The organism is Citrobacter sp. (assembly GCF_050252275.1).
Classification (GTDB): domain Bacteria; phylum Pseudomonadota; class Gammaproteobacteria; order Enterobacterales; family Enterobacteriaceae; genus Citrobacter_A; species Citrobacter_A amalonaticus.
Genome location: NZ_JBFWLF010000162.1, coordinates 1 through 10,261, shown reverse-complemented (window position 1 = coordinate 10,261; position 10,261 = coordinate 1). Strand labels below are relative to the sequence as shown.

Genomic DNA, 10,261 nt, shown 5'->3' with positions numbered 1-10,261 from the left:
TTGTTGATACCCGTTTAACCTCAGGACGCGTTGGCGAGTAACTCATAATGGGTATTCGTTTTGCGGCATTCTGTAATCTTCGTCACACTTTTTGTTTGGGGTGTTTTGGTGCTGACAGCTCTTAAAAATGTATATTTATCATTTGGTTAAATTCTAATTTGTTGGGTTTTTCACCGTTTGGCGTTCAATATTGGTGATCTGCCAGACAATATTGAAAATATTTCTTTTGGACGTCGGGTTTCAATATTGGTGAGGTGCTTAACAATATTGAAAGTTGCGAATATCAGTGTGTGACATTTTCAATATTGGTGATTATGGTTTTATTTCCGAATTAAAGAGCGTGATATCTGTATTTAACACCGCCGATATATATATACGTTTCCTTCATGATTTCTGGAGATGCAATGAAGATAATTACTTGCTACAAGTGCGTACCTGATGAACAGGATATTGTCGTCAATCACGCAGATGGTTCATTAGATTTCAGCAAAGCAGATGGCAAAATCAGCCAGTACGACCTGAATGCGATTGAAGCGGCTTGCCAACTGAAACAGCAGGCCAGCGACGTGCAGGTGATCGCCCTGAGCGTGGGCGGCAAGGCGTTAACCAACGCGAAAGGGCGTAAGGATGTCCTCTCCCGCGGCCCGGATGAACTGGTGGTCGTCATTGACGATCGGTTCGAGCAGGCATTGCCACAGCAAACTGCCGCAGCGCTGGCTGCTGCCGCGCAAAAGTCGGGTTTTGATCTGATTCTCTGCGGCGATGGTTCCTCCGATCTCTACGCCCAGCAGGTCAGCCTGCTGGTAGGCGAAACGCTGAACATTCCCGCCATCAACGGCGTGAGCAAGATCCTCTCACTGACGGAAAGTACGCTGAACGTTGAACGTGAACTGGAAGATGAAATTGAAACGCTGAGCATTCCGCTGCCGGCGGTCGTGGCCGTTTCCACCGATATTAACTCTCCACAAATACCATCGATGAAAGCCATTCTGGGGGCGGCGAAAAAACCGGTTCAGGTCTGGTCAGCGGCGGACATTGGCTTTAGCGCCGGGGACGCCTGGTCCACGCAAACGGTGGCCGCACCGAAACAACGTGAGCGCCAGCGCATTGTGATTGAAGGCGATGGTGAAGAACAGATCGCTGCGTTTGCCGATAGTCTGCGCAAAATCATTAATTAAGAAGGGGATGTTATGAGCAAGTTTTCCAGCGTCTGGGTATTCAGCGATACCGCGTCTCGCCTGCCGGAACTGATGAGCGGCGCGCAGATTTTAGGTGAACAGATTAACGCATTTGTGCAAAGCGCCGATGAGGCAACCACGGCCATTCAGTTGGGCGCACATCACGTCTGGCAACTGAGCGGCAAGCCGGACGATCGTATGGTGGAAGATTATGCGGACGTGATGGCACAGACCGTTCGTCAACAGGGTGATTCTGGCCTGTTGCTGCTGCCCAACACCCGTCGCGGCAAACTGCTGGCGGCAAAACTGGGCTATCGCCTTGCCGCAGCGGTTTCTAATGATGCCAGCACCGTGACGCAGCAGGATGGCCGGGCGACGGTCAAACACATGGTGTATGGCGGCCTGGCGATGGGCGAAGAGACGCTCTCCACGCCGTTTGCGGTACTGACGCTCAGCAGCGGCACTTTTGAGGCGCAACAGCCTGATGCGACCCGCAGCGGCGAGACGCACAGCGTAGCCTGGCAGGCGCCGGGAATTACCGTCACGCGCACTGCCACGCAACCACGTCAGAGTAACAGCGTTGATCTCGATAAAGCCCGGCTGGTGGTCAGCGTGGGACGCGGTATCGGCAGCAAAGAGAATATCTCACTGGCGCAAGCGCTGTGTCAGGCCATTGGCGCGGAGCTGGCCTGTTCGCGTCCGGTCGCCGAAAACGAGAAGTGGATGGAGCATGAGCGCTATGTCGGGATCTCGAATCTGATGCTCAAGCCGGAACTGTACCTGGCGGTGGGGATCTCCGGGCAGATCCAGCACATGGTGGGGGCAAACGGCGCACAGACTATTTTTGCCATCAACAAAGACAAAAATGCGCCGATATTTCAGTACGCGGATTACGGCATTGTCGGCGATGCGCTGAAAATCCTGCCCGCGCTGACGACCGCACTGGCACGCTAACCCATTCAGGCAGGGAGTACGTATGTCCGAAGATATCTTTGATGCCATCATCGTGGGCGCGGGGCTTGCCGGTTCCGTCGCCGCCCTGGTGCTCGCCCGCGAAGGGGCCCAGGTGTTGGTTATCGAGCGCGGAAATTCCGCTGGCGCGAAGAATGTCACCGGTGGGCGCATCTATGCTCACAGTCTGGAGCGCATTCTTCCAGGCTTTGCTCAGCAGGCCCCTGTTGAACGGGTCATTACCCATGAAAAACTCGCCTTTATGACCGATAACGGGGCGATGACCGTGGACTATCTCAACGGTGAAAAGGCTGGCCCGTCGCAGGTCTCTTATTCGGTGTTGCGCAGTAAATTTGACGCCTGGCTGATGGAGCAGGCGGAAGAGGCGGGCGCGCAGTTGATCACCGGGATCCGCGTGGATAACGTCGTGCAGCGCGGTGGCAAAGTCGTTGGTGTAGAAGCGGACGGCGACATCATCGAATCGAAAGTGGTGATCCTCGCCGATGGCGTCAACTCCCTGCTGGCGGAAAAACTGGGAATGGCAAAACGCGTTGAGGCCGCGCACGTGGCGGTCGGCGTGAAAGAGCTGATCGAACTGCCGAAATCGGTGATTGAAGATCGCTTCCAGTTGCAGGGTAACGAAGGGGCGGCCTGTCTGTTCGCGGGATCGCCCACGGATGGCCTGATGGGCGGTGGCTTCCTGTATACCAACGAAAACACCCTGTCACTGGGGCTGGTATGCGGGCTTCATCATCTGAAAGAGGCGAAAAAATCGGTCCCGCAAATGCTGGAAGATTTCAAACAGCATCCGGCCGTTGCCCCGCTGATCGCGGGTGGCAAGCTGGTGGAGTACGCGGCACACGTGGTGCCGGAAGCAGGGATGAACATGCAGCCTGAGCTGGTGGGCGACGGCGTGCTGATTGCGGGCGACGCGGCGGGTATGTGTATGAATCTCGGCTTCACGATTCGCGGGATGGATCTCGCGGTGGCAGCAGGTGAAGCGGCGGCGAAAACGGTGCTTTCCGCCATGCAAAGCAACGACTTTAGCCGTCAGGGGCTGGCGGAATATCGCCAGCATCTCGACAACGGTCCGATGCGCGATATGCGTATGTACCAGCGGTTGCCGGCGTTCCTCGATAACCCGCGCATGTTCACCCGCTACCCGGAAATGGTTGTTGGTATCGCCCGTGACCTCTTTACCGTCGATGGTAGTGCGCCGGTGCCGATGCGTAAGACGATCCTGCGCCATGCGAAGAAAGTGGGCTTCATCAACCTGATGAAGGATGGCATTAAAGGAGTGACCGTATTATGACTTCTCCCGTCAACGTAGACGTCAAGCTGGGCGTCAACAAATTCAATGTCGATGAAGAGCATCCGCACATCATCATGAAAACTGCGCCGGATAAGCAGGTGCTGGAAGTGTTGATCAAAGCCTGTCCGGCCGGGTTATACAAAAAGCAGGATGACGGCAGCGTGCGCTTTGATTATGCCGGATGCCTGGAGTGCGGAACGTGTCGAATTCTCGGACTTGATACGGCGCTGGAAAAATGGGAGTACCCACGCGGCACCTTCGGCGTGGAGTTTCGTTACGGTTAATGAGTACAGGTATACGCTCCACTGCCGGATGGCGGCGAAAACGCCTTATCCGGCCTACGGGGATAAGTAGGCCTGATAAGCGCAGCGCCATCAGGCAGTTAAGCACTAATGCCGAATGTCGGCAAACAGGACATTGCCATGCAACAGCCCAGGAACTTTGATGACATCCAGTTCTCCTCTATTCACCGCAGGATCATGCTGTGGGGAAGCGGTGGACCGTTTCTGGACGGTTATGTGCTGGTGATGATTGGCGTCGCGCTGGAACAGCTCACGCCTGCGCTGAAGCTGGATGCTGAGTGGATTGGCCTGTTGGGCGCGGGGACGCTGGCCGGGCTGTTTGTCGGCACCTCTTTGTTTGGCTATATCTCGGACAAAGTGGGGCGGCGCAAAATGTTTCTTATCGATATCATCGCTATTGGGGTGATATCGGTGGCCACTATGTTTGTCTCATCTCCGGTTGAACTGTTGGTGATGCGGGTGCTGATTGGCGTGGTGATTGGTGCGGATTATCCCATTGCCACCTCGATGATCACCGAATTTTCCAGTACCCGCCAACGTGCCTTCTCTATAAGCTTTATTGCGGCGATGTGGTACGTCGGCGCGACCTGCGCCGATCTGGTTGGTTACTGGCTCTATGACGTCGAGGGCGGCTGGCGCTGGATGCTGGGCAGCGCGGCGATCCCTTGCCTGTTGATCCTGATTGGTCGCTTCGATCTGCCCGAGTCTCCGCGCTGGCTGTTGCGTAAAGGCCGGGTCAAAGAGTGTGAAGCGATGATGATCAAGTTGTTCGGCGAGCCGGTTGCGTTCGATGAAGACACAGCGCAGGAGACGCGCTTTTTACAATTGTTTAATCGTCGCCACTTCCCGTTTGTGCTGTTTGTCGCCGCGATCTGGACCTGTCAGGTGATCCCGATGTTTGCCATTTACACCTTTGGTCCGCAGATCGTCGGCCTGTTGGGACTGGGGGCCGGGAAGAGCGCAGCGCTGGGGAATGTGGTGATCAGCCTGTTCTTTATGCTGGGCTGTATTCCGCCAATGTTCTGGCTGAACAGCGCGGGGCGGAGGCCGCTGCTGATTGGCAGCTTCGTGATGATGACGCTGGCGTTGGCGGTGCTGGGGCTGATCCCGGAAATGGGGATCTGGCTGGTGGTGACGGCATTCGCAGTGTACGCCTTTTTCTCTGGCGGACCGGGGAATTTGCAATGGCTCTATCCCAATGAACTGTTCCCGACCGACATTCGCGCCTCCGCAGTGGGGGTTATCATGTCGTTGAGTCGTATCGGTACCATCCTCTCGACCTGGGCGCTGCCTATTTTCATTACTAAATATGGTATTAGTCAGGTGATGCTGATGGGGGCGGGGATCTCGTTGGTCGGGTTGCTGGTCTCCATTGCCTTCGCGCCAGAAACGCGCGGTCTGACGCTTGCCCAGACCAGTACGATGACGATTCGCAGGAAACCGTTGTGTTAAGGTGAGTCTTCAGAGTGTTCTGTATTTCCTCTCGACCTCAGTCAGTGCGTCTACAGTTAGTGGGTATATCACTGAAAATGACTGAAAAGCAGGGAGAACACCATGCAAAAGAAACTATTAATCGCTTCCCTTTTTGCCGCAGCAACCGTCTTTACTCTTGCAGGCTGCTCCTCGAACCAGGCAGTGCGTACGACCGATGGCCGAACCATTGTCACCGACGGTAAACCGCAGGTGGACGATGACACGGGCCTGGTCTCCTACAAAAATGCCGAAACGGGTCAGACGGAGCAAATTAACCGCGATCAGGTGAAAAATATGAGCGAGCTGGATAACTAGTTCAATTTTCCCCATTCATCCGCTCAATAATATTCACTATTAGCCTGTTGGTTTACTGACTACACTCTCTTATAAAACAGAGTGGTAAAATAACAGGCTAATCATGATTCTCATCATTTATGCGCATCCTTATCCGCAGCATTCGCATGCGAATAAACGGATGCTTGAGCAGGCAAGGACGCTGGAAGGCGTCGAAGTTCGTTCTCTCTATGAACTCTACCCTGATTTCAATATCGATATCGCTGCGGAACAAGAGGCGCTTTCTCGCGCAGACCTGATCGTCTGGCAGCATCCCATGCAATGGTACAGCGTTCCCCCCCTACTCAAACTGTGGATGGATAAAGTGCTTTCCCACGGCTGGGCCTATGGTCACGGCGGGACCGCGCTGCGCGGTAAGCAAGTCATGTGGGCGGTGACTACTGGCGGCGGCGATAATCACTTCGATATCGGCTCGCATCCGGGGTTTGACGTACTCTCACAGCCGCTCCAGGCGACAGCCATCTACTGCGGGCTCAACTGGCTTGCGCCGTTTGCAATGCACTGTACGTTTATTTGCGACGACGAAACGCTGCAGGCGCAGGCGCGTCATTACAAGCAACGACTGATGGAATGGCAGGAGGCGCACAATGGATAGCCATACGCTCATACAGGCGCTGATTTATCTTGGGTCGGCGGCGCTGATCGTGCCGATTGCCGTCCGGTTGGGCTTAGGCTCGGTGCTGGGGTATCTCATTGCGGGGTGCATCATCGGCCCCTGGGGGTTACGTCTGGTGACCGATGCCGAATCTATTCTGCACTTTGCTGAAATCGGCGTGGTGCTGATGCTGTTTGTCATTGGCCTGGAGCTTGATCCCCAGCGGCTATGGAAACTGCGCGCTTCAGTGTTTGGCGGCGGCGCGCTACAGATGGTGGTCTGCGGCGGCCTGATTGGTCTGTTTTGTATGTTCCTCGGTCTGCGCTGGCAGGTGGCGGAACTGATTGGTATGACGCTGGCGCTCTCCTCCACGGCGATAGCTATGCAGGCGATGAATGAGCGCAACCTGACCGTTTCGCAGATGGGACGCAGCGCCTTTGCTGTGCTGCTGTTCCAGGACATCGCGGCGATTCCGCTGGTGGCAATGATTCCGCTACTGGCGACCAGCGGGGCGTCAACCACGCTTGGCGCATTCGCGCTGTCGGCACTGAAAGTGGCTGGTGCGTTAGTCCTGGTGGTACTGCTGGGGCGCTATGTGACCCGCCCGGCGCTGCGTTTCGTTGCGCGTTCTGGCCTGCGCGAAGTCTTCAGCGCCGTGGCGCTGTTTCTGGTCTTTGGCTTCGGGCTGTTGCTTGAAGAAGTTGGGCTGTCGATGGCGATGGGGGCGTTCCTGGCTGGCGTATTGCTGGCAAGCTCTGAGTATCGCCACGCGCTGGAAAGCGACATCGAGCCGTTTAAGGGGCTGCTGCTGGGGCTGTTTTTCATCGGTGTCGGCATGTCTATCGACTTCGGGACGTTTATCGATAATCCGCTCCGTATCATCATTCTGCTGGTCGGTTTCCTGGTGATTAAAACCGGGATGCTGTGGCTGATTGCCCGTCCTTTACAGGTGCCGAACAAGCAGCGCCGCTGGTTTGCGGTACTGCTCGGACAGGGCAGTGAGTTCGCGTTTGTGGTCTGTGGCGCGGCGCAGATGGCGAACGTGCTCGATCCACAATGGGCGAAGGCGCTAACGCTGGCGGTGGCACTGTCGATGGCCGCGACGCCGATTTTCCTGGTCATCCTTACGCGAATGGAGAAATCCGCTTCCGGTGAAGAGCGGGAAGCCGATGAAATTGATGAAGAACAGCCGCGGGTGATTATTGCCGGATTTGGCCGCTTCGGGCAGATCACCGGTCGTTTACTGCTCTCCAGCGGTGTGAAGATGGTCGTTCTCGATCACGATCCGGACCACATCGAGACGCTGCGTAAATTTGGCATGAAGGTGTTCTACGGTGATGCGACGCGGATGGATCTGCTGGAGTCCGCCGGGGCGGCGAAAGCGGAAGTGCTGATCAATGCCATTGACGATCCGCAAACCAACCTGGAGCTGACGGAGATGGTAAAAGACCATTTCCCGAACCTGCAAATTATTGCCCGGGCACGCGATGTCGATCATTACATTCGTTTGCGCCAGGCGGGCGTGGAGCAACCGGAACGTGAAACGTTTGAAGGCGCGCTTAAAACCGGGCGTCTGGCGCTGGAAAGTCTTGGGCTTGGCCGCTATGAAGCGCGTGAACGCGCGGACCTGTTCCGTCGCTTTAATACGCAAATGGTAGAAGAGATGGCGAAAGGTGAAGATGATGCCACCTCCCGTGCGGCAGTCTATAAACGGACCAGCGCGATGCTGAGCGAAATCATCACCGAGGATCGCGAACATCTGTCGTTGATTCAGCGTCATGGCTGGCAGGGGACTGAGGAAGGCAAACACACGGGAGACGTTGCCGATGAGCCAGAAGTTAAACCGTCAACCTAAGTCAAAAATGTGATGTACTGCAAACTTTACTGTTAACCAATTGTTTTTGAACTACTGTAATGCCGGGAGTCCACTGACAAGTCGTGGACTCGCCAGCAGATCGGAAAATTTTCGTGCTCTTCTTCTGTTCGTTAGTCGACGAAAGATTGCTCTTTCCGTATAGTGGCGACAATTTTTTTTGCTCCGGGAAATATTCAATGATCAGTCTGATTGCTGCGTTAGCGGTAGATCGCGTTATTGGCATGGAAAACGCCATGCCGTGGAATCTGCCTGCGGATCTCGCCTGGTTTAAACGTAATACGTTAAATAAACCTGTCGTTATGGGACGCCATACCTGGGAATCCATCGGCCGACCGTTGCCGGGACGTAAGAACATCGTCATCAGCAGCCAGCCGGGTACTGACGATCGCGTGCAGTGGGTGAAATCGGTTGATGAAGCGATTACCGCCTGTGGTGATGCACCAGAAATTATGGTGATTGGCGGTGGTCGTGTGTACGAGCAGTTCCTGCCCAAAGCGCAGAAACTGTATCTGACGCACATCGATGCGGAAGTGGAAGGGGATACGCATTTCCCGGATTACGAGCCGGACGACTGGGAATCGGTGTTCAGCGAGTTTCACGACGCTGACGAGCAGAATTCACACAGCTATTGCTTCGAAATTCTGGAACGTCGCTAAGCGATGAGTGCCGGATGGCGACGCTTAGCGTCTTATCCGGCCTACAAACCATCTCGTAGGCCGGATAAGCGTAGCGCTATCAGGCAAAACAGATCAGGCGTTAACGGCTTCGCCTTCATTCAGATCCATCTGCCGGTTTGACGGCTGCACAAAGTACTGCTTATCTTCCCAGCGCAGGCAGGTTAAATTCCCTCCCCAGCAGCACCCGGTATCCAGCGCATAGATTCCCTCCGGCGTTCCTTTTCCTTCCAGAGACGCCCAGTGACCAAACGCAATGCTGTAGGCTTCGCTGACCGGTCCGGGAATGGCAAACCACGGTTTCAACGGCGCCGGGGCATCCTCCGGGGACTCTTTGCTGTACATATCCAGTTGCCCGTTCGGGAAGCAGTAACGCATCCGGGTAAAGGCGTTGGTGATAAAGCGCAGGCGTGCCAGTCCGGTCAGTTCCGGCGTCCAGTTATTTGGCATGTCGCCATACATGGCGTCGAGGAAGAAGGGGTAAGAGTCACTCGACAGCACCGCTTCAACATCGCGCGCGCAGTCTTTGGCAGTCTGCAAATCCCACTGCGGTGTGATACCCGCATGCGCCATCACCAGTTTTTTCTCTTCATCTATCTGCAACAGCGGTTGGCGACGCAGCCAGTTGAGCAGTTCGTCTGCGTCCGGCGCTTCCAGCAGCGGACTCAGGCGGTCTTTCGGTTTGTTACGACTGATACCGGCGAAGACCGCCAGCAGATGCAGGTCGTGATTACCCAGCACCAGGCGCACGCAGTCACCGAGTGATTTCACATAACGCAGCACGTCCAGTGAACCTGGGCCACGAGCAACCAGATCCCCCGTCAGCCACAGGGTATCGCTTTCAGGGGTAAAATTGACTTGTTGTAGCAATGCGATCAGTTCGTCGTAGCAACCGTGAACGTCGCCAATAAGGTATGTTGCCATAGCTATTGTTTTAGTGAATGAGAGTGGAAACGGCGAGTCGGAAAACCGGAATATCGATGGTAAAGGCGACGCCGTTCTCATCAATCATTTCGTAATGACCCTGCATCGTGCCCAGCGGCGTTTCGATAACAGCGCCGCTGGTGTACTGGTACTCTTCGCCAGGCTCAATGTGCGGCTGAACGCCAACCACACCTTCTCCCTGGACTTCAGTTTCTCGGCCATGACCGTTGGTGATCAACCAATAGCGTCCCAGTAACTGCACGGGCGCTCGCCCCAGATTGCGGATGGTTACGGTGTAGGCAAAAACGTAACGGTCATCTTCAGGTGAGGATTGCGCTTCAATATAGACGCTTTGGACCTGAATACACACTCGGGGCGAATTGATCATGCTTAACTCTCCTTCGATGGCGCGTGTTCTGACAGATAGTTCGCCATCTGGCAGTACTGCGCGACAGAGATATTTTCCGCTCGCATTGCCGGGTCAATACCCAGTTCCGTCAAGACCTCAACGCTGAACAGATTGCCGAGGCTGTTACGAATCGTTTTACGGCGCTGGTTGAACGCTTCTGAGGTGATGCGGCTCAACAGGCGAATATCGTTGACCGGATAGGGCATCGTAGTG

General features: G+C 55.2%; 12 protein-coding genes and 1 pseudogene. 9 read left to right on the top strand and 4 right to left on the bottom strand.

The window, feature by feature from the left end:
- The first annotated feature begins 404 nt into the window (after window positions 1–404).
- The 4 genes from AB7E14_RS14360 to fixX are packed head-to-tail and all read left to right on the top strand — an operon-like array spanning window position 405 to window position 3,725.
- Window positions 405–1,178: an electron transfer flavoprotein FixA gene (locus tag AB7E14_RS14360; RefSeq protein ID WP_316962671.1), complete on the top strand. Its 774-nt coding sequence runs from the start codon at window positions 405–407 to the stop codon at window positions 1,176–1,178.
- A 12-nt stretch (window positions 1,179–1,190) separates the two neighbouring features.
- Entirely contained in the window at window positions 1,191–2,132 is a 942-nt protein-coding gene (locus tag AB7E14_RS14355; RefSeq protein WP_044267383.1) for an electron transfer flavoprotein subunit alpha/FixB family protein, read from the top strand.
- A gap of 22 nt (window positions 2,133–2,154) precedes the next feature.
- On the top strand, window positions 2,155–3,441 hold the full coding sequence (locus AB7E14_RS14350; protein ID WP_316962672.1) for an FAD-dependent oxidoreductase: 1,287 nt from the start codon (window positions 2,155–2,157) through the stop codon (window positions 3,439–3,441).
- On the top strand, window positions 3,438–3,725 hold the full coding sequence (gene fixX, locus AB7E14_RS14345; protein ID WP_042997977.1) for a ferredoxin-like protein FixX: 288 nt from the start codon (window positions 3,438–3,440) through the stop codon (window positions 3,723–3,725). The genes AB7E14_RS14350 and fixX overlap by 4 nt, the downstream gene beginning before the upstream one ends.
- On the opposite strand, the pseudogene AB7E14_RS14340 reads toward fixX, so the two are convergent.
- Window positions 3,722–3,823 (bottom strand): annotated as a pseudogene (locus AB7E14_RS14340) (hypothetical protein); the annotation flags it as partial. The gene fixX and the pseudogene AB7E14_RS14340 overlap by 4 nt on opposite strands.
- A 40-nt stretch (window positions 3,824–3,863) precedes the next feature.
- Between AB7E14_RS14340 and AB7E14_RS14335 the strand changes: the two are divergent.
- The 5 genes from AB7E14_RS14335 to folA all read left to right on the top strand — a co-directional run bounded on the left by AB7E14_RS14335 (window position 3,864) and on the right by folA (window position 8,697).
- The gene (locus AB7E14_RS14335) at window positions 3,864–5,195 is read left to right on the top strand and encodes an MFS transporter (protein ID WP_044256030.1); all 1,332 of its coding nucleotides are present in this window, start codon (window positions 3,864–3,866) and stop codon (window positions 5,193–5,195) included.
- 102 nt (window positions 5,196–5,297) lie between these two features.
- The gene (locus tag AB7E14_RS14330; RefSeq protein WP_044255562.1) at window positions 5,298–5,531 is read left to right on the top strand and encodes a YgdI/YgdR family lipoprotein; all 234 of its coding nucleotides are present in this window, start codon (window positions 5,298–5,300) and stop codon (window positions 5,529–5,531) included.
- 103 nt (window positions 5,532–5,634) lie between these two features.
- Complete coding sequence (kefF, locus tag AB7E14_RS14325; RefSeq protein ID WP_044328294.1) at window positions 5,635–6,165, top strand: glutathione-regulated potassium-efflux system oxidoreductase KefF; 531 nt, start codon at window positions 5,635–5,637, stop codon at window positions 6,163–6,165.
- Window positions 6,158–8,020 (top strand): glutathione-regulated potassium-efflux system protein KefC, encoded by a 1,863-nt coding sequence (gene kefC / locus AB7E14_RS14320; protein ID WP_428169620.1) that lies wholly within the window; start codon window positions 6,158–6,160, stop codon window positions 8,018–8,020. The genes kefF and kefC overlap by 8 nt, the downstream gene beginning before the upstream one ends.
- Window positions 8,021–8,217: 197 nt before the next feature.
- Complete coding sequence (folA, locus tag AB7E14_RS14315) at window positions 8,218–8,697, top strand: type 3 dihydrofolate reductase (RefSeq protein ID WP_052522458.1); 480 nt, start codon at window positions 8,218–8,220, stop codon at window positions 8,695–8,697.
- A 93-nt stretch (window positions 8,698–8,790) separates the two neighbouring features.
- Here folA and apaH read toward each other — a convergent pair whose 3' ends face one another.
- The 3 genes from apaH to AB7E14_RS14300 all read right to left on the bottom strand — a co-directional run.
- Complete coding sequence (gene apaH, locus AB7E14_RS14310; protein ID WP_042997971.1) at window positions 8,791–9,639, bottom strand: bis(5'-nucleosyl)-tetraphosphatase (symmetrical) ApaH; 849 nt, start codon at window positions 9,637–9,639, stop codon at window positions 8,791–8,793.
- 10 nt (window positions 9,640–9,649) lie between these two features.
- Window positions 9,650–10,027, bottom strand: a complete 378-nt coding sequence (gene apaG / locus AB7E14_RS14305) for a Co2+/Mg2+ efflux protein ApaG (RefSeq protein ID WP_042997970.1) — start codon at window positions 10,025–10,027, stop codon at window positions 9,650–9,652.
- A 2-nt stretch (window positions 10,028–10,029) separates the two neighbouring features.
- Window positions 10,030–10,261 (bottom strand): rRNA adenine N-6-methyltransferase family protein (locus AB7E14_RS14300; protein WP_428169619.1); only part of this gene is annotated, 232 nt, incomplete at its 5' end.

Bases quoted from the DNA above. Each gene is read 5' to 3' on its own strand.
- AB7E14_RS14360 (WP_316962671.1), top strand. From the start codon at position 405: ATGAAGATAATTACTTGCTACAAGTGCGTACCTGATGAACAGGATATT.
- AB7E14_RS14355 (WP_044267383.1), top strand. From the start codon at position 1,191: ATGAGCAAGTTTTCCAGCGTCTGGGTATTCAGCGATACCGCGTCTCGC.
- AB7E14_RS14350 (WP_316962672.1), top strand. From the start codon at position 2,155: ATGTCCGAAGATATCTTTGATGCCATCATCGTGGGCGCGGGGCTTGCC.
- fixX (WP_042997977.1), top strand. From the start codon at position 3,438: ATGACTTCTCCCGTCAACGTAGACGTCAAGCTGGGCGTCAACAAATTC.
- AB7E14_RS14335 (WP_044256030.1), top strand. From the start codon at position 3,864: ATGCAACAGCCCAGGAACTTTGATGACATCCAGTTCTCCTCTATTCAC.
- AB7E14_RS14330 (WP_044255562.1), top strand. From the start codon at position 5,298: ATGCAAAAGAAACTATTAATCGCTTCCCTTTTTGCCGCAGCAACCGTC.
- kefF (WP_044328294.1), top strand. From the start codon at position 5,635: ATGATTCTCATCATTTATGCGCATCCTTATCCGCAGCATTCGCATGCG.
- kefC (WP_428169620.1), top strand. From the start codon at position 6,158: ATGGATAGCCATACGCTCATACAGGCGCTGATTTATCTTGGGTCGGCG.
- folA (WP_052522458.1), top strand. From the start codon at position 8,218: ATGATCAGTCTGATTGCTGCGTTAGCGGTAGATCGCGTTATTGGCATG.
- apaH (WP_042997971.1), bottom strand. From the start codon at position 9,639: ATGGCAACATACCTTATTGGCGACGTTCACGGTTGCTACGACGAACTG.
- apaG (WP_042997970.1), bottom strand. From the start codon at position 10,027: ATGATCAATTCGCCCCGAGTGTGTATTCAGGTCCAAAGCGTCTATATT.